The organism is Acidimicrobiales bacterium (assembly GCA_041394265.1).
In the GTDB taxonomy this organism is placed as follows: Bacteria; Actinomycetota; Acidimicrobiia; order Acidimicrobiales; family SZUA-35; genus JBBQUN01.
In genome coordinates this window covers 1,766,082-1,783,849 of sequence record JAWKIO010000005.1, presented here as the reverse complement: position 1 = coordinate 1,783,849, position 17,768 = coordinate 1,766,082, and the positions used below count along the sequence as shown (strand labels likewise).

15 protein-coding genes and 1 tRNA gene are annotated in these 17,768 nt (G+C 65.7%); 10 read left to right on the top strand and 6 right to left on the bottom strand.

Features of this window, described 5'->3' with window-relative positions:
* Positions 1 to 186: 186 nt before the first annotated feature.
* Positions 187 to 257 (bottom strand) — tRNA-Gly (locus R2733_08710).
* Positions 258 to 332: 75 nt separating this feature from the next.
* Entirely contained in the window at positions 333 to 893 is a 561-nt protein-coding gene (locus R2733_08705; protein MEZ5376579.1) for a TIGR03086 family metal-binding protein, read from the bottom strand.
* A gap of 57 nt (positions 894 to 950) precedes the next feature.
* Between R2733_08705 and R2733_08700 the strand changes: the two genes are divergently transcribed.
* Both R2733_08700 and dcd read left to right on the top strand, forming a co-directional pair.
* Positions 951 to 2,261: a DUF3048 domain-containing protein gene (locus R2733_08700; GenBank protein MEZ5376578.1), complete on the top strand. Its 1,311-nt coding sequence runs from the start codon at positions 951 to 953 to the stop codon at positions 2,259 to 2,261.
* Positions 2,262 to 2,308: 47 nt separating this feature from the next.
* Positions 2,309 to 2,878 (top strand): dCTP deaminase, encoded by a 570-nt coding sequence (gene dcd / locus R2733_08695; GenBank protein MEZ5376577.1) that lies wholly within the window; start codon positions 2,309 to 2,311, stop codon positions 2,876 to 2,878.
* A 37-nt stretch (positions 2,879 to 2,915) separates the two neighbouring features.
* On the opposite strand, the gene R2733_08690 is transcribed toward dcd, so the two are convergent.
* Entirely contained in the window at positions 2,916 to 3,884 is a 969-nt protein-coding gene (locus tag R2733_08690; protein MEZ5376576.1) for a family 1 glycosylhydrolase, read from the bottom strand.
* Positions 3,885 to 4,111: 227 nt separating this feature from the next.
* Positions 4,112 to 6,388, bottom strand: a complete 2,277-nt coding sequence (locus R2733_08685; GenBank protein ID MEZ5376575.1) for a heterodisulfide reductase-related iron-sulfur binding cluster — start codon at positions 6,386 to 6,388, stop codon at positions 4,112 to 4,114.
* Positions 6,389 to 6,586: 198 nt separating this feature from the next.
* On the opposite strand from R2733_08685, the gene R2733_08680 reads away from it, so the two are divergent.
* The 3 genes from R2733_08680 to R2733_08670 all read left to right on the top strand — a co-directional run bounded on the left by R2733_08680 (position 6,587) and on the right by R2733_08670 (position 9,033).
* Positions 6,587 to 7,069, top strand: coding sequence for a helix-turn-helix domain-containing protein (locus R2733_08680; protein ID MEZ5376574.1), 483 nt, complete (start codon positions 6,587 to 6,589; stop codon positions 7,067 to 7,069).
* A 258-nt stretch (positions 7,070 to 7,327) separates the two neighbouring features.
* A complete protein-coding gene (gene amt, locus R2733_08675; protein ID MEZ5376573.1) occupies positions 7,328 to 8,680 on the top strand; it encodes an ammonium transporter in 1,353 nt (450 codons plus the stop codon).
* 14 nt (positions 8,681 to 8,694) lie between these two features.
* On the top strand, positions 8,695 to 9,033 hold the full coding sequence (locus R2733_08670; GenBank protein ID MEZ5376572.1) for a P-II family nitrogen regulator: 339 nt from the start codon (positions 8,695 to 8,697) through the stop codon (positions 9,031 to 9,033).
* A gap of 316 nt (positions 9,034 to 9,349) precedes the next feature.
* Here R2733_08670 and R2733_08665 read toward each other — a convergent pair whose 3' ends face one another.
* Together R2733_08665 and R2733_08660 are read right to left on the bottom strand one after the other, a co-directional pair.
* On the bottom strand, positions 9,350 to 10,546 hold the full coding sequence (locus tag R2733_08665; GenBank protein MEZ5376571.1) for an MFS transporter: 1,197 nt from the start codon (positions 10,544 to 10,546) through the stop codon (positions 9,350 to 9,352).
* Positions 10,547 to 10,698: 152 nt separating this feature from the next.
* Entirely contained in the window at positions 10,699 to 11,556 is an 858-nt protein-coding gene (locus tag R2733_08660) for a hypothetical protein (protein MEZ5376570.1), read from the bottom strand.
* A gap of 105 nt (positions 11,557 to 11,661) precedes the next feature.
* Between R2733_08660 and gpmI the strand changes: the two genes are divergently transcribed.
* The 5 genes from gpmI to R2733_08635 all read left to right on the top strand — a co-directional run bounded on the left by gpmI (position 11,662) and on the right by R2733_08635 (position 17,735).
* A complete protein-coding gene (gene gpmI, locus R2733_08655; protein ID MEZ5376569.1) occupies positions 11,662 to 13,320 on the top strand; it encodes a 2,3-bisphosphoglycerate-independent phosphoglycerate mutase in 1,659 nt (552 codons plus the stop codon).
* Between the two features lie 319 nt (positions 13,321 to 13,639).
* Positions 13,640 to 15,469: a molecular chaperone DnaK gene (gene dnaK, locus R2733_08650; GenBank protein ID MEZ5376568.1), complete on the top strand. Its 1,830-nt coding sequence runs from the start codon at positions 13,640 to 13,642 to the stop codon at positions 15,467 to 15,469.
* Complete coding sequence (locus tag R2733_08645) at positions 15,466 to 16,065, top strand: nucleotide exchange factor GrpE (GenBank protein ID MEZ5376567.1); 600 nt, start codon at positions 15,466 to 15,468, stop codon at positions 16,063 to 16,065. Before dnaK ends, R2733_08645 begins: the two co-directional genes overlap by 4 nt.
* 69 nt (positions 16,066 to 16,134) lie before the next feature.
* Complete coding sequence (dnaJ, locus tag R2733_08640; protein MEZ5376566.1) at positions 16,135 to 17,343, top strand: molecular chaperone DnaJ; 1,209 nt, start codon at positions 16,135 to 16,137, stop codon at positions 17,341 to 17,343.
* Positions 17,344 to 17,345: 2 nt separating this feature from the next.
* Positions 17,346 to 17,735: a MerR family transcriptional regulator gene (locus R2733_08635; GenBank protein ID MEZ5376565.1), complete on the top strand. Its 390-nt coding sequence runs from the start codon at positions 17,346 to 17,348 to the stop codon at positions 17,733 to 17,735.
* Positions 17,736 to 17,768: the final 33 nt, after the last annotated feature.

Genomic DNA, 17,768 nt, shown 5'->3' with positions numbered 1-17,768 from the left:
CCGCCCAGAACGCGAGCCCCAATCAGACGAACTTCAGCACCCTGCTAGCGGACGTCGCCGAACGGTCTGCTGCTCTCGACTGCTGCCGCCAGTTGCCCGACCTTCCGGCTGCACTCTCGGCTCGGTGACCGGTGGCGAACCAGGGGGAGTGGTTCAGGAACCGCCGTGAACAGGGGATTCGTGGAGAGCGGGTGACGAGAATCGAACTCGCGTATTCAGCTTGGGAAGCTGATGTTCTACCATTGAACTACACCCGCAGGGCGGCCCAACCTAGCGCCTCTTCTCGCCGTTGAGCCAGGCAGCAGACCGTGCTGCTGAGGGAATGTCGGAGTCTACGGCTGGCGGCCGGTGAAGGCGATGAACGTGTCGACCACCGATGCGTCATTGCGGAGGTCGATGACCTCGCCGAACAGGCCTGGACTCCGCAGGATGTCGCTGAGCGGCGTCATCACCGCCAGCGCTTGCTCGGCAAGCTCGGTCGGCAGCGCATGATCGACGCCGGTGGCTTTCGCCACGTCGAAGGTGTGTGTGAGCGGGTCGATGAAGAGCGACCCGAGCGCCTGGTCGACCGGCATCTCGCCGAAAGGCGTGGGGGTAATCGCGGCGAGGACATCCTTGTGGTCGAGCGCAGCGAGCATGGCGTCCATCGCCGCAGTCCACGAGCCGACGGGATCGTCACCGGCAACGTCGGCTTCGGCTTGTTCGGCCGGTGGATCGTCGCCGTTGATGCCGGCGGTCATCCGCTTGAGTCCCCAGATGGTGTGACCCAGCGCCTCACGCGCCGTCCAGTCGTCGCACGGCGAGGGGTTGTCCCACGCATCGGCGGGCACACGGCGAACGACGGCGTCCATGGCGTAGAGCGTCTTGGTGTAGGTGCGGAGGTTCTGGCTCATGGCCGAGATCGTACGTCAGACCTTCATTGCGTTGCCCGAACTGCCGATACTTCCGGTGTGGTTCCCGCCCGACTTCTGACCGCCGTCGCAGCACTGGCGCTGACCGCAGCGGCCTGCTCCGCGGTGTCACCCGCTGGGGACTCAGACGTAGCGGCGACCGCTGTCGGCACCGTTTCCACGGTCGGCGATGGCGACATCGCGGTGACCACGCTGGTCGACGCTGACGACCCGGCGAACGAGGTGTCACCGGAAGCCCTGGCGCTGATCCTCGCCGATGCAGCCGCGAATGCAGTCACCGACGATGACAAGTCGCCGATGGGCGCCGGTCCGTCGAGCACCGCCACGCCGACCAGTCCGACGAGTGGCGCGCCTCGACCACCCGCCACCCCGGCACCGGCGACGGGATCGAATCCGACCGCCGGGTATCGGGGCCTCCTCGGCACGCTCGGCCCCGACGACCTGGTCGGCCCGGCTGCTCCGGCGCCTGCCCCGGTCGCAGCGGCGAACGCGGCGCCCCTCACCGGCATGTGGCTCGCCATCGTGCCCGCCCGTGAAGCCGTCGTGGTGAAGATCGACAACTCCTCGAAGGCCCGACCTCAGGTCGGTTTGAATCTCGCTGACATCGTCATCGAAGAAGAGGTCGAAGGAGGGATCACCCGGCTCGCGGCGATCTATCACTCGAACAGCACGACCGTCGGTCCGGTCCGCAGCGGGCGGACGACCGACATCTCGTTCCTGACGTCGCTGGGCTCGCCGTCCTTTGTCTACTCCGGTGCCAACGACGTGTTCGACGCGTTGCTCCTCCAGCAGCCGACGGTCGCAAACTACAGCGCCGCCCGCAACGGCGGCTACTGGCGTGACAAGACCCGCAAGGCCCCGAGCAACCTGTTCGCCGACACCGCAACGTTCGAGCGTGCCGGCTCGCCACCGCACCCCCAGTTCGCCTACCGGCCGATGGGGGAGCAGCCGACCTGGCCTGGGGCCTCGTCGATCTCGGTCGACTTCGGTCGCACGGTGTCGAGCTGGACGATCCTCGCCGGCTCCGACCAGTGGCAGCGGACCCAGGACGGCAAGGCCCACATGACCAACGGGCAACGGGTCGGCGCCAGCAATGTCGTGCTGGTCTACACCGACGAGCTCGACACCGGTCTGACGGACGTGAGTGGAAGTCCGGTCCCCGAGTTCGTCTTCGTGGGTACGGGTCGAGCGGTCGTGTTCTCGGGCGGCCACGTGATCGAGGGGACCTGGACTCGGCCATCGCTGCGAAGCCCGGCGATTCTCACCGACGCGACGGGCTCGGTCATCGAACTGAACCCGGGCCGGACCTGGATCGAACTCGTCGGCGAGAACGTCGCGTCCTGGTCCTAGAGCTCCTGGAGCGGTCCAGCATCCCGAGCCCACTAGCCTTGGGCAGCGTGATCCTCTCCGACCGCACCATCAAAGAAGAGATTGCGGCTGGCCGCATCATCATCGAGCCCTATGCCGAGTCGGCGGTGCAGCCGTCGTCGGTCGATCTGCGGCTTGATTCCTACTTCCGAGTGTTCCGCAACCACACGCTCAGCCACATCGATGTGAAGCAGAACCTCGAGGAGCTCACCGAACTGGTCGAGACCTCCGACGAGAATCCGTTCATCCTGCACCCGGGCGAGTTCGTGCTCGGCTCGACCGCCGAACGGGTGGCGATCCCCGCCGACCTGGTCGGCCGCATCGAGGGCAAGTCCAGCCTCGGCCGTCTCGGTCTGCTGATCCACACCACCGCCGGTTTCGTCGACGCCGGTTGGGACGGGCAGCTGACCCTCGAGTTCTCCAACGTGGCGAGCCTGCCGATCACCCTCTACCCCGGCATGAAGATCGGCCAGATCAGCTTCATCCGCATGACCACCGAGGCCGATCAGCCGTACGGCACCGGCAAGCTCGGCTCGAAGTATCAGGGTCAGAAGGGTCCGCGGCCCAGTCGCTACTGGGAGAACTTCGACAACGAGTAGCGAGTGACTCTTCTGCCATCACGGAGTCGAGCGAACCTCAGTTGATCCCGGCCATCGAGATGCGGTGGTAGGCCTCGATGCTCGACTCGCCGATGCCCTCGACGGCGGCACTCGACCCGGTGAATGGCCACGCGAACGTGCCGTTCACGTTGATCTGATCTGCCCGCAAACGGCGGATCTCGTCGAAGAATCCGGCCACGACGTCGTACCGATCGGGATACTCGATGTCGATGAGCCGGTTCGGGAGTCGCTCGGAACCAACGGGGACGTGGGTCTCGGTCAGGAGGAACGATCTGCCGGGCAGGAGGCCATCGAGTTCGCGTACGGCGTCGGCGACCTCGGCCGGCGCGCGAGTGCCGAGTTGGTCGATGTTGAGCGCAACGAACGACGTGCGGGCCGACGCCGAGGCCAGGTGATGCACCCACGCGCGACCGGTCGGGCCCGGAGTGAGCTGGGTGATGTCGACCGACGCACCGAGCCGAGCGTGCGGCACGTGGGCTCGAAGGATGTTGGTGCTGATGACCTGGGCTCGTGCCAAGACCGTGAGAACCGAGGCGTCGAACCGAGCCGGCTGGGGGTCGGCGAGCGTGATCCACTCCTCGACCATGTCGCCGAGACGGGCGCCGACGGCTCCGACGAAGTCACCGTACGCGGCCGCAGTGGCCTGATTGCGCCAACCGCCATCGGCCTCGAGGTGGCGAGGGACCGCGCCATTGTCCAGGGCAACGAGCGGCTCGAGTCCGGCGTCGAGCACCAATTCGATGGTGTCCGCCAGCTGGTCGAGCACTCGGTGGTCGATGATCTCGGCCGCCGGTGCGACACTCCGCCACGACACATTCACGCGGTAGCGCACCACACCGAGGGATCGAAGCGAGGCGAGGGCCGAGGGTGTGGGCGCCGTCGAATCGATCGCCGTGTCGAGCTGCGCACCGACCCCGAGGCCGAAAGGTGTGAGGGGTGATCGATCGACCTCGGAGGTGGTGCTCGGGGTCATCAGATTCGTCATGGCGCGGCGCTTTCTTGGCGTGCCCGCCCCCGGGAACAGATTCGCCAGTATGCGGCTTCTGCATCGGTCTTGCAAGTACATTCAACGCCCATCGTGTTGGTGCGACCACAAGCAATGAGTTGACCAGGGAAAAGTGTCGACAAAAACGATTTCGCCCTGCCGGCGAAGGCAGGGCGAAATTCGAATTTCTTTCAGATTTCTGTCGGTGGCGATCGCCGCCGCTGGGGTCAGTCGGCGATGACTTCGGCGGTGATGCTGGCCCGCCGCGTGTCCGCTTCGGCCGCTTCGATTGCCTCACCGTTCTCGATGGCCTCGAGGACGTGCATGGCGATGTCGGCGACGCGGATCTGCTCTTCGTCGGCACCGTGCCCCTTCACACCGTCGTCCATCATCACGTAGCAGAACGGACAGGCCGTGGCGACGCGGCTGGCGCCGGTCGCGATCAGCTCACGTGAGCGCTCGTCGTTGACCTTGGTGCCGATGGTCTCCTCCATCCACATGCGGGCACCGCCGGCGCCGCAGCACATGCCCTTGGTGCCGTTGCGCCCGGCCTCGACGATCTGGACACCCTTGAGTGAGCCGATGACGTTGCGGGGGGCCAGGTACACGTCGTTGTGGCGACCGAGGTAGCAGCTGTCGTGGTAGACGATGCGCTCCTCGAGGGTGGCCGAGTCGACGTCGAGCTTGCCCTGATCGATCAGCCATTCGAGGAACTGGCTGTGGTGGACGACCTCGTAGTTGCCGCCGAGCTGCGGGTACTCGTTCTGCAACGTGTTGAAGCAGTGCGGGCACTGCGTGATGATCTTCTTCACGCCCATGGTGTCGAGCGTCTCGATGTTCTGCTTGGCCAACATCTGGAAGATGTACTCGTTGCCCGAGCGGCGAGCAGGATCGCCGGTGCAGAGCTCGGACGGGCCGAGGATGGCGTAGTCGATGCCCGAGCGGTCGAGCAGCTTCGACATGGCCTGGGTGACCTTCTGGTTCTTGTCGTCGAAGCTGCCGGCGCAGCCAACCCAATAGAGGTACTCGTGCTGGAGGATCTCGGTGCCGTCGACGATCGGGATGTCGAGGTTCTTCGCCCAGTCGGCCCGGGTGCTCTGGCTGATGCCCCACGGGTTGTTCGAGTTCTCCATCGAACGGAACGCCGAACCCAGCTCGGTGGGGAAGTCGGACTCCATCAAGGTGAGATAGCGGCGCATGTCGAGGATCTTGTCGAGGATCTCGATGTTGACCGGACAGATCTCGTCGCACGCCTTGCAGCTGGTGCAGGACCACACCTCTTCGGTGGTGACCCGTTCGAAGATCCAGTCGGCCTTGACCTCGATCTCGGCATCGACCCCGATCGGGGGCGACACGGCGGGATTGCCGGTGCGAGCCATGACCTCGCCGGTCTTGAGCACGATCTCGCGAGGATCGAGCGGCTTGCCGGTGGCATTGGCCGGGCACACCGACGTGCAACGGCCGCACATGGTGCAGGCGTCGGTGTCGAGCAGCTGCTTCCAGGTGAAGCTGCCGATGGTGGAGGCGCCGAAGGTCTCGAGGCTCGTGTTCTCGAGGTCGGGCATGGCCTTCATGGCACCCTTCGGGCGCTCGCGGTCGCGCAGGTACATGTTCAGCGGCGAGGTGAACATGTGTCGCAGCATCGTGCCGGGGATGATGGCGAGGAAGACCACGAAGCTGATCACGTGGGCGATCCACCAGCCCTGGTGCCAGCCGGCGAGGTTGCCGAGCGGTTCGACCGCGAGCGAGAGCGGATAGCCGATGATGCTCCACTTCTCGAACTCTGGCTGATCCTGGAGAGCGATGCGGAAGGCCTCGGCGCCGAAGCCGGTGACGCCGATGGCGAGCAGGGTGCCGTTGATCAGCAGGTGCTCGGGACGGGTCTTGACAGCGATGCGATACGGCCGCCACTTCCGAGGGCCATACCGGCGCACGATCGCGATCACCATGCCGAGCACGAAGCCGGCGCCGGCGACGTCGGCGATGAGCGCATACGCCTTGTAGACGTCGCCGTGGAGGAACTTCATGCTCTCGGGAACCTGGTGGTTGATCTCGAGCACCGTGGTCACGGCCAGCAGGATGAGGAAGTTGAAATAGATGAGGCTGTGCATGATGCCGGCCCCCGGCTCGCGCATCAGCGTCTGCATGTAGATGCCGGCTCGGAAGTCACCGAGGCGGCGCTTGATGTTCTTCGGCGTCGTCGCCCGATTGTCGGGTGCGCCGCGCTCCCAGTTTTTCACCCGGTAGCTCAACTGCAGTGTCGACCACAGCAGCATCACCGGAATGACGGTGTAGAACGCCAGCTTCAGCGGCCCGGGGACGTTCAGGAAGACCTCTCGCTGGATCTCCGATTCGTCGTGGAATTGGAAGACCGTTGCGGCGATCCCCGACAGGGCGGTGACCGTGGCGATCAGGATCCCGGCGCCGAGCCACACCATGCGGGCGCGAGGCGCACCGCCGCTGGGCGTTTCGGTTTGAAGTTCTTCACTCAGAGGTGCATCCATAACGCCGTAGACGGTAGTGGTTCGCGGGGCAAGGCGAGTAGCTGCGAGCGGCAATTCCCGTCATCGGATCCGCTGAGATCGCGCGCCGGGCCGGCTCGGCGGCGAGCGGGCCGAGACGACTTGGGCTCCGTCCGAGTGGTTTCGTCGCCTTCATGTTGACGAAACAACGGCGAAACCTTCGCTTCGTACGGTCGGTCCATGGACGTGGCATTGGTCAGTTGGCCAGAAGAGGAACAGCGAAGGCTCGACCTTCGTGAACGTGGCCGGGCGCGGCTCCTGCTCGTGAAAGCCGAGGCGCCGGCGCCGATCGCATCGGATGCGCTCGAGGACTGGATCCGGCTGCCCGCCGACGAGCACGACATGCGTGCTCGCATCGAGGGGCTCACCCTCCGAGCCGGTCTCAACGAGCGAGCACCGCTCCGACTCGACGACGACGGCCTCCTGCATCACGGCGACGCCTGGGTTGCGCTCCCGACCATCGAGGGTCGACTCGTGACGGCGCTCATGCACAAGCTCGGCACGGTCGTCGGGCGTGAGGCGCTCGTGAAGGCGGGTTGGCCCGGCGAGGCGCCGAATCGGAACGTGCTCGACGTGCACATCCTTCGGCTTCGTCGCCGCTTGGAGCCCATCGGCTTGTCGATTCGCACGGTCCGGTCGAGGGGGTACGTGTTGGAGGGTTGACCGCACTGCGCGCAGCAGAGACGTCAGAAACGTGAAAGTTCGGTGTCGCCTGGACGTAACGCAAGGCGAATCTTTCAGAAATCCGTCATCCGTAACGTCGAACGCAACACCTCGCCAAGAGCGATCAAAGCAAGCAAGACAGCACCGGATGTCAACCGGGGGTCGACCCGCTCGGCGGGAAACCACCACATCGGGTCGAACCAAAATGAAGTGGAGAAACCATTGAGACGAAAAGTTGTAGCCGCAAGCCTCGTAGCGATGTTGGGGTCATTGCTGATCGCAAACCCTGCCATCGCTCAAGATGCGTACGAACCGACGATCGGTGACTTCCTCGACAACACCTTCTTGGTGATTGCCGCCGTCCTCGTGCTGTTCATGCAGGCGGGCTTCGCCCTGGTCGAAGCCGGCCTCACCCGGGCGAAGAACGTCGCCAACATCATGATGAAGAACCTGATGGACATGGCCATCGCCTTCATCGCCTTCTGGGCGGTCGGCTATGCCTTCGCCTACGGGTCCGACGCCGGTGGCTTCATCGGTACCGATCTGTTCTTCCTCCAGGACGACTCGGTCTACGAAGGTGGGCTGACGCTCGGTACGAACTTCATCTTCCAGGTCGCCTTCGCCGGCGCCGCTGCCACCATCGCCTCGGGCGCCATGGCGGAACGGACGAAGTTCTACAGCTACGCCGTCTTCAGCCTGGTGATGACCGCCTTCATCTATCCGGTGGTCGTCCATTTCTTCTGGGGTGGCGGCATCATTGCCGACCTCACCGTCGGCAATGCCAAGTTCGGTGACTTCGCCGGCTCGACCATCGTGCACTCCGCCGGCGGCTGGGCGGCCCTCATGGGCGCCATCTTCCTCGGCCCACGCATCGGCAAGTACGGCCCTGACGGCTCGGTCCGCCCGATCATCGGTCACTCGATGCCGCTCGTCATCACCGGTTGCTTCATCCTCTTCATCGGCTGGTTCGGCTTCAATCCTGGTTCGGAACTGGCGGCCGACCTGGCCGTGCCGGACATCGCCGTCACCACCGGTCTGGCTGCGGCCGCCGGTGCCGTCGGCGCCGTGCTGACCATCACCTTCAAGTCGGGCAAGCCCGACGTCGGCATGGCCGGCAATGGCCTGCTCGCCGGCCTCGTCTCGATCACCGCCGGCTGTGGCACGCTCACCCCACTCGGCGCCGTGATCACCGGCTTCCTCGGTGGCATCATCGTGGTCCTCTCGGTCCTGTTCATCGACACCAAGCTCAAGATCGACGATCCGGTCGGTGCCGTTTCGGTGCACGGTGTCTGCGGCGTGTGGGGCACCCTGGCCGTCGGCCTCTTCGCTCACCATGGCGATGCCTTCGTCGATGCGGCGTACCCGCTGGCGGACGGCACCGAGTACACCTCGTCCGGCCTCTTCTACGGTGGCGGCATCAATCAGCTCATCGTTCAGCTGCTGGGTGTGCTCATCGTCGCTGCGTGGGTCCTCGTGACCTCGGGCATCCTCTTCGCCGCCATCAAGGCAACGATGGGCCTTCGGGTCACCGCCGAAGAGGAGATCGAGGGCTTGGACGTCCTCGAACATGGTGCTCCGGGCTACGGTCCTGAGATGTCGGTTACGGCCTAGAAAGAGAGATCCACATGCAACTCATTACTGCAGTCATCAAACCGCACATGCTCGACGAGGTGAAGGAGGCTCTACGGGGCATCGGCATCTCCGGCATGACCGCCACCGAGGTCAAGGGCTTCGGTCGGCAGGGCGGCCACACCGAGACCTACCGCGGCGCCGAGTATCAGGTCGACTTCGTGCCGAAGGTGAAGCTCGAGATCGTCGTCGACTCGCCCGATGTGGCCAAGGTGACCGAGGCCATCACGGCGTCGGCTTCGACCGGCAAGATCGGCGACGGCAAGATCTGGGTCACCCCGGTCGACACCCTGATTCGCATCCGTACCGGCGAACTCAACGTCGACGCCGTCTGATCCACCCGGCCAACCACCTCGTCGGTGAACGATGAGGTGAGACAACCGACGTAGCAGCGAGAGAGCGGGGCCATCCGGCCCCGCTCTTCTGCTTTTTTCGAAGCTTCGGACCTGCCCTCTGACCAGGGAAGATGTCGGTCGGCGACAGTCGTGGGGGTGGTGGGCCGCCCTTGTCGTCCTAGGTCGTATGGCCTAGCTTGTCGCCACTTGTCTAAGCGTGTGGAAAGGAGGCGAGTATGTACGAAGGATCTTCCTGGTCATGACCGACCTTGCGGGGGTGGAGGCCAGACGGTGTCCGCCCCCGCACCGAGGCATGTCAGACCAGGTGAGACCATTCGTGCTCGCTGACCTTTCGGCTGCGAAGGAGCGTGACCCCGGCGAGCGACGACGCCGCGGTCACGAGCATCGCAATCGCTGCCGCTTGCTTGGACCCGACGAGATCGGCGCCGACGCCGCCCAGAGCGGCGCCGAGGCTCGTAGCCAGGAAGACCATCGCCTGGAGAACGCCGAAGGTGCCAGCTCGGCTCTCGGCCGGTATTCGGCGTCCAACGGCGATGTTGGCCGCCGTCGAGAAGGTGAAGATCAAGCCGACGGCGGCATAGCCGACGAAGGCGCTGGCCCGGTTGAAGCCGCCGCCCAGGAGGATCGCTGCAGGAATGGCGGCGGCAACAGCGAGGAAGAGGCCCTGCTCGAGCACCTCGCGATCGTCGCCGTCGGTTCGCAGATCCATGATCGACAGCAACGTCGCTGCTGGGACGATGGCGGCCAGCAGACCGGTGCCGACATCGTCGAGTCCCACCACGGCACTGCCGTACACCACCGCCTGGCTCTCCACCGCCATCGCGGCGGCGACCGTCAGGAAGGTGACGATGACGGCCGTGCGCGACAGCGGATCATCGGCAAGGAACCGGTAGGCCTGCGAGAGGCTGGGGGAAGTGGTCGATCGATCGGTTGTCGACGTCACTCGGATGTGGCTGATCAAGAGGGCGGACAGCAGGAATGACGCACCGTTGAGCGCCAGAGCACCGGACGGGCTGAGCAAGGCGCTCAGCACGCCGCCGAGCGAGAATCCGATGAGCTGTGACGCCTGATTGATGGCCCCGGCGACCTGGATGGCCGCCGGGTAGTCGTCCTCGGGGACGATGTCGACGATCAGGGCCGAGCGGTTCGCTTCGAAAACAGGATCGATGGTGGCGGCGAGCGCGATCATTGGGAGCAGGACAGGGAGGGGCAGGTTGACGAAGCCGATCGCAACGAAGACGGCACCTCGCACGATGTCGCAACCCATGAGCAGCCGCCGACGATCGAGGCGGTCACTCCACGCGGCGAGCCACTGACCGGGCCCGAGCCAGGGGAGCACGAGGATCGTCGCCACCAACCCGACGGTGCTGGGGTCGCCGGTGCGCTCGTAGACGAGCAGGGAAAGCGCGAGGCGCGCCGCCCAGTCGCCGAGCTGTGAGGCGACCGATGCGCCGATGAGCGTCCGGAAGTTCCGGCTGGGAGGCACCCTCATGGGTCCCCGACCCTAATGCCGGGATCGACATCATTGTTGGGCCAGCGACCTATTTGTCGCTCTGTTGCCATGTGGTGGCGCCCGATGCGGTCGGCACGCTCTTGGGTGGCGCCGGCACGCCCGTGGCGATGGGCTGGCCGAGCGAGCGGCGTTCAGGAGCTGGCGAGTCCGGCGAGGAGCGAAAGCTGTTCGGCGGTGGGAACCCCCGCAGCGGTACTGCGGTAGTTCGCCGCACCGACCTGCCAGACGGCGAACGCTTCGGCGAAGTCGCCGGCGCCGGTGGCGAAGTCGGTGACGCCGTCACCTGGCCACCATTGCACGCCCTCGATCCCGCGGGCCGCAGCCCACGTCGCCCGGTCGTCGCCGTTGTTGAGCGTGACGTCGACTGCGTGTCCGAGCTCGTGGGCGATCACGTGCGCCAAGAGGGCGTCGCTCATCGAGTCCCGAACGAAGATCTCGATTCGCTGCTCGCCGACGTAGGTGTAGCCGAATACACCGGATCGGCCGGGCGCGAAGGTGATCGACCAGCCGGGCAGGCGCCCGTTCCAGTCGTAGCTGATGCGTCCGAGTGCCTGGGCACCCCGCTCCTGCGGCGTGGCGGGTGCCGGTGCCGACGTGGTGGCTGGCAGTGTGGTGGGCGGCAGTGTGGCGGGTGGCAGTGTGGTGGGTGGCAGTGTGGTGGGTGGCGCGGTGGGCGGAACGGTCGTCGAGGTCGTGGTGGTCGACGGCGCCGTTGCCGGTGCACTGGTGGTCGAGGGCGAGATCGTCGCCACTTGTTCGCTGCCCAACACCTCGATCGGTGACGAGGTGGTCGACAGGTTCGGCTCGACGGGGAACGTGCGCCCGCTCGAGAGGAGGCGGTCGTTTGTGGTTGCCTCGACCACGGCAGTGTCCGCCGACTCGGCGGCGGCCGGCGCCTCACCCGCCCGACTTCCGGCGACGGCGGCCAACGCAACGGCCACGAGCAGCACGGCAGCCCCGTGGCGCTGATGCTTGCCGTTCCCATTCACAGGCCGCCACGGTAGTGAAGGGCTCGCCCCGGCGTGAGAGGCAAATCATCCTCTCGGGACGACGCCCGTACACTTGCCACCAGCTACCGAAGGTGAGGAACACCAATGTCACTGTCGCTCGAGCCGCTGTCGACGTTCTCCCATCGACCTGGCCCGCTCCTGATCGTCGTCGCTGACGGCGTCGGGGTCGCACCCGCCGGTCCGAGCAACGCCGTCACCACGGCGCCGACCCCGACCTACGACGCACTCACCACCTCACCGCTGTCGACCACACTCCTCGCCCACGGCCCGGCAGTTGGGCTGCCCAGCGACGACGACATGGGCAACTCCGAGGTCGGTCACAATGCGCTCGGCGCCGGGCGGATCTTCGCCCAGGGGGCCAAGCTGGTGAACAAGGCACTGGCCGACGGCTCGATCTTTCGCACGCCGGTGTGGAAGCAGGTCATCGAACACGGACGGGCGAACACACTGCACTTCATCGGTCTCCATTCCGATGGCGGGGTGCACGCGAACACCGAACACCTCTATCAATTGCTCGAGCGTGCGGCCGAGGAAGGTGTGCGGCGGGTTCGTGTCCACATCCTCCTCGATGGACGAGACGTGGCGGCCCGCTCGGCGCTCGACTACATCGCCCAGACCGAACAGGTGTTGCAGAAGATCAACGAACACCACCGTGCCGCCGAGGGCTCCGACGAGCCAGGAGCCGACTACCGCATCGCTTCGGGTGGTGGTCGCATGAAGATCACCATGGATCGTTACCAGGCCGACTGGGCCATGGTGGAGCGTGGCTATCGCTGTCACACCCAGGGCGTCGGTCGCCACTTCACCTCGGCCACCGAGGCCGTCGAGACCATGTATGCCGAGAGTGACGCCGGTGATCAATACCTCGACAGTTTCGTGATCGTCGACGACCCCGACCACGGCGAACCCATCGGCATCATGCACGACGGCGACGCCGTGGTCCTGTTCAACTTCCGCGGCGATCGGGCCATCGAGATCTCACGGGCCTACGAAGAGGCGGACTTCGACGGGTTCGATCGGGGTGAGCACCCCGAGGTGTTCTTCGCCGGCATGCTCCAATACGACGGCGACGCGCTCGTGCCGAAGCACTACCTCGTCGATCCGCCGACGATCGACCGCACCATGGGTGAGTTCCTCTGTGCCGCTGGTCTGCGCAGCTTTGCCATCTCCGAGACCCAGAAGTTCGGGCACGTCACCTACTTCTGGAATGGCAACAAGTCGGGCTACATCGACCCCGAGCTCGAGACCTACATCGAGATCCCCTCCGACAATGTCGAGTTCAACACCACTCCCGGGATGAAGCTCCGAGAGATCACCGATCGCACCATCGAATTGCTCCGCAGTGGCGACTACGACACCGGTCGGCTGAACTTCCCCAATGGCGACATGGTCGGCCACACCGGCGACCTGGGTGCCACGGTCGAGGCCATGGTCGTGCTCGATGCCTGTCTGGCCGAACTCGTGGAAGTGATCGACGAGCTTGGCGGGGTGCTCGTCTTCACCGCCGACCACGGCAACGCCGACATCATGTACACCGAGTCGGGTGGCGTCCGGTCGCCCAAGACCTCGCACACGCTGAGCCCGGTGCCGTTCGCCATCCACGATGCTCGCTACGACGGCGAGTACCACATGGCCGAGCCCGAGCATGCCGGGCTGTCGAACGTCGCCGCCACGGTGTTCAACCTGCTGGGCTACGAAGCACCTGCCGACTACGACCCGAGCCTCATCTCGTTCGAGTCCTGAATCCGTCGGCGGCACCTTCGCCTGGCACATCTCCAATCGACTGCTTGCCTGAGCCCGCGCCGAACGGCGCGGGCTCAGGCGCGTTCTGCCTGCCCATGGTGGCCGGAAGCCGACCGACGATGGGTAGGGAAAGGCAGATTGACAACCGTCACACAAGAAAGGTTGATATGCAGGCACTCAGGTTTGTACACTTGACGAAGTCAGGTTGCTAGGCTCGATGGGGTAGCGCTCGTCGTGGCAGCACGGCGGCCTTCATTCCTCCCCGAACGAACCCCCAAAGCCCATGGTCCGAGCCGGACCACGCAGAAAGAGAGACAAGATGGCAAAGGCAGTTGGCATCGACCTCGGAACCACCAACTCCGTCGTCGCCGTGCTCGAAGCTGGTGACCCCGTGGTCATCCCCAATTCCGAAGGTGCTCGCACCACCCCGTCGGTCGTCGCCTTCTCGAAGGACGGCGGTGAGGTCCTCGTTGGCGAAGTCGCCAAGCGTCAGGCCATCACCAACCCCGACCGTACGATCCGCTCCGTCAAGCGCCACATGGGCACCAACTGGAGCACCGACATCGATGGCAAGAAGTACGCCGCCCAGGAGATCAGCGCTCGCACGCTGATGAAGCTGAAGCGCGACGCCGAGGCCTATCTCGGCGACACGGTCACCCAGGCCGTGATCACCGTGCCCGCCTACTTCGACGACGCCCAGCGCACCGCCACCAAGGAAGCCGGCCAGATCGCCGGCCTCGAGGTGCTCCGCATCATCAACGAGCCGACCGCCGCCGCGCTCGCCTACGGCCTCGACAAGGAAGGTGAAGATCAGACCATCCTCGTGTTCGACCTCGGGGGCGGCACCTTCGACGTCTCGGTCCTCGAGATCGGCGACGGTGTGTTCGAGGTGAAGAGCACCTCGGGCGATACCGAGCTCGGTGGCGATGACTGGGACGCGGCCATCATCAACTGGCTAGCCGCCCAGTTCAAGAACGCCCACGGCGTCGACCTCGCCGCCGACAAGATGGCGGCGCAGCGGCTCAAGGAAGCGGCCGAGAAGGCCAAGATCGAACTGTCGACCACCCAGTCGACCTCGATCAACCTGCCGTTCGTCACCGCCACGGCCGAGGGTCCGCTCCATCTCGAGGAAACCCTGAGCCGGTCGAAGTTCCAGGAACTCACCGCCGATCTCCTCGAACGGGTGAAGAAGCCCTTCGAGGCGGCCATCAAGGACGCCGGCCTGAAGCAGTCCGACATCGACCACGTGGTCATGGTCGGCGGCTCCACCCGGATGCCTGCGGTCACCGAGCTGGTCGAGACCATGACCGGCAAGGAAGCCAACAAGACCGTCAACCCCGACGAGGTCGTCGCCATCGGTGCTGCGGTCCAGGCCGGCGTGCTCAAGGGCGACGTCAAGGACATCCTGCTCCTCGACGTCACACCGCTGTCGCTCGGCATCGAGACCAAGGGGTCAGTGATGCACAAGCTCATCGAGCGCAACACCACCATCCCCACCCGTCGCACCGAGACGTTCACGACCGCCGACGACAACCAGCCGTCGGTCGAGATCCACGTCCTCCAGGGCGAGCGCGAGATGGCGAGCGCCAACAAGACGCTCGGCAAGTTCCAGCTGGTCGATCTGCCTCCCGCTCCTCGTGGGATCCCGCAGATCGAGGTCACCTTCGACATCGACGCCAACGGCATCGTCCACGTGTCGGCGAAGGATCGGGCCACCAACAAGGAACAGTCCATCACCATCACCGGCCAGTCGACCCTGTCGAAGGACGACATCGAGCAGATGGTGAAAGACGCCGAGGCCCACGCCGAGGAAGACAAGAAGATCCGCGAAGAGGCCGAGGTCCGCAACGGCGCCGACTCGCTGGTGTACCAGACCGAGAAGCTCGTTCGTGAGCAGGGTGACAAGCTCGACGACGCCGAGAAGTCGGCCGTCGAGGAAGCCCTCGTCGAGCTGAAGACCGCCATGGCGGGCAGCGACATCGATGCCATCAAGAGCGGCACCGAGAAGCTCATGACCGCCAGCCAGACCGTGTCGACCAAGCTCTACGAGCAGGCTGCGGCCGAGGCTGATCCCAATGCCGCTGCCGGCGGAGCTCCCGACGACGACGAGGTGGTCGACGCCGAGATCATCGACGAGGACGAGTCGTGACCGACCCGTCCCACGACGACCTCACGGCCGACGCCACCGCCCCGCCGACGGAGCCGTCCGCCTCGACGGTCTCGCACGACGCCGACGAGGCGACCGACGAGACCGTCGAGGGCACCGCTGATGCCGAGGCCGGGGAGTCCGACGAAACCGCCGACATCACGGTCGAAGATCTCGTCGCCAACCTGGAAGCGGTGACCGCCGAGCGCGACAACTACCTCGACGGGCTCCGGCGGCTCCAGGCCGAGTTCGAGAACTACCGCAAGGCCGTGGCCAAGCGGGAGCTCGAGGCCCGGGAGCGGGCAAACGAAGGGTTGGTGGCAGAACTGTTGCCGGTCCTCGACGCCTGCGACGGAGCCGTTGCCAACGGCGCCGACGACGTCGCCCCGGTACGCGTCTCGCTGCTCGAGATCCTGGCCAAGCAGGGACTCGAGCGCATCGAGGAATCCGGCACGCCGTTCGACCCCGAGCAGCACGAAGCCGTGATGCACGAACCGTCTGACGACGACTCGGGCCCCCTCGTCTCCCAACTTCTCCGGGTTGGCTATCGCTGGAAGGGCCGAACGGTCCGCCCTGCCATGGTCCAAGTCCGAGGCTGATTCCGTCTCCGGGCCGGGGTTCGAACGAACCCCGGCCCGCCACCACAGTGCAAATGAAAGGAGGGTTGGATGCCCCCGCAGCACGAATGGATCGAAAAGGACTTCTACAAGGTCCTGGGTGTGTCGTCTGATGCCTCCGAGAAGGAGATCACGAAGGCGTACCGCAAGCTCGCCCGTGAGTTCCATCCCGACAAGAACCCCGGCGACGTCAAGGCCGAGGAACGGTTCAAGGAAATCTCCGCCGCCTACGACGTCATCAACGACCCGAAGAAGCGGGCCGAATACGACGAACTCCGCCGGCTCGGGCCGGCCGCCGGCGGCTTCGGCCGAGGTTTCGGCGGCACACAAGGAGCACCGGGCGGCGGAGGCTTCGACGTCGGAGACCTCGGCGATCTTCTCGGCGGGCTCTTCGGCAACCGCACTCGCCCCTCGGGTGGGGGAGCGGCCGCCGGCCCGGTCCGCGGCGGCGACCTCGAGGCCGAGCTCCACCTGAGTTTCGACGATGCTCTCGCCGGCATCACCACGTCGGTCCACCTCACGTCCGAGGCCCCGTGCAGCACGTGTCGGGGCTCGGGAGCCAAGCCGGGCACCGTGCCCAGCACCTGTGGCCAATGCGGTGGCCGAGGCGTGCTCGACGACAACCAGGGCCTGTTCTCCTTCAGCCAGCCGTGCCCCTCGTGCGGTGGCCGAGGCCGGGTGATCAAGGATCCGTGCCCCAGCTGCTACGGCAGTGGCATGGAACGCCGACCCCGTCAGGTCAAGGTACGGATCCCGGCCGGGGTGAAGGATGGCCAGCGAATCAAGCTGAAAGGTCGGGGCACCCCCGGCCGCAACGGTGGCCCGGCTGGCGACCTCTTCGTGTTGGTCAAGGTGGCCGAGCACGAGATCTTCGGTCGTCGTGGCGACCACCTCACGATCACCGTCCCCATCACCTACACCGAAGCGGCGTTGGGTGCGAAGGTGGCGGTCCCCACACTCGACGGCGGTGCCGTCACCCTGAAGCTCCCGGCGGGCACGCCCACTGGCAAGACCTTCCGGGTCAAGGGCAAGGGGGCCGCAACCTCGAAGGGCGTCGGCGATCTCCTGGTCACCGTCGAAGTAGCCGTCCCCACCAAACTGAGCGACCGCCAGCGCGAGGCACTCGAGGCACTCGATCGAGTACTCGTCGAATCTCCCCGATCCCGTATCGAGACGCTGGCCCGCCGAGCTCGGACCACTGCCGCGAGCGACACCGACACCGGTGATGGCTCGTTCGAGTCGACACCGGGAGGTGCCTGATCATGTCCAAACGACCCGGAGGAGATCGGTACCGGGCGCTCTATGTCATCTCGGTCGCCGCCGAACTTGCCGGCGTCCACCCTCAGACGCTCCGCATCTATGAGCGCAAAGGTCTGGTCAATCCGGCCAGAACCGACGGCGGAAGTCGTCGCTACTCCGAGGCCGACATCGACCTTCTTCGTCGGATCCTCGAACTCACCGACGAGGGGCTCAACCTCGCCGGGGTGAAGCGAGTACTGCAACTCGAACGGGAGCTGGCCCAAACCCGCCAGCAACTCGAGTCGCTCGCCGCCGCCAACGAACAACAACTCCAAGAGGCACACCGCCAATACCGGCGAGACCTCGTCCCCGTCACCCAAGCGGTGACCCTGTACCAAAAGCGCCGTCGCTGAAGCACCGACGACTCCGCCAACACCGCCTCGGTC

What these genes read in the sequence shown, in the direction of transcription:
- R2733_08705 (MEZ5376579.1), bottom strand. Translation starts at nt 893, where the DNA reads ATGAGCCAGAACCTCCGCACCTACACCAAGACGCTCTACGCCATGGAC.
- R2733_08690 (MEZ5376576.1), bottom strand. Translation starts at nt 3,884, where the DNA reads ATGACGAATCTGATGACCCCGAGCACCACCTCCGAGGTCGATCGATCA.
- R2733_08685 (MEZ5376575.1), bottom strand. Translation starts at nt 6,388, where the DNA reads ATGGATGCACCTCTGAGTGAAGAACTTCAAACCGAAACGCCCAGCGGC.
- R2733_08680 (MEZ5376574.1), top strand. Translation starts at nt 6,587, where the DNA reads ATGGACGTGGCATTGGTCAGTTGGCCAGAAGAGGAACAGCGAAGGCTC.
- amt (MEZ5376573.1), top strand. Translation starts at nt 7,328, where the DNA reads ATGTTGGGGTCATTGCTGATCGCAAACCCTGCCATCGCTCAAGATGCG.
- R2733_08670 (MEZ5376572.1), top strand. Translation starts at nt 8,695, where the DNA reads ATGCAACTCATTACTGCAGTCATCAAACCGCACATGCTCGACGAGGTG.
- R2733_08665 (MEZ5376571.1), bottom strand. Translation starts at nt 10,546, where the DNA reads ATGAGGGTGCCTCCCAGCCGGAACTTCCGGACGCTCATCGGCGCATCG.
- gpmI (MEZ5376569.1), top strand. Translation starts at nt 11,662, where the DNA reads ATGTCACTGTCGCTCGAGCCGCTGTCGACGTTCTCCCATCGACCTGGC.
- dnaK (MEZ5376568.1), top strand. Translation starts at nt 13,640, where the DNA reads ATGGCAAAGGCAGTTGGCATCGACCTCGGAACCACCAACTCCGTCGTC.
- dnaJ (MEZ5376566.1), top strand. Translation starts at nt 16,135, where the DNA reads ATGCCCCCGCAGCACGAATGGATCGAAAAGGACTTCTACAAGGTCCTG.
- R2733_08635 (MEZ5376565.1), top strand. Translation starts at nt 17,346, where the DNA reads ATGTCCAAACGACCCGGAGGAGATCGGTACCGGGCGCTCTATGTCATC.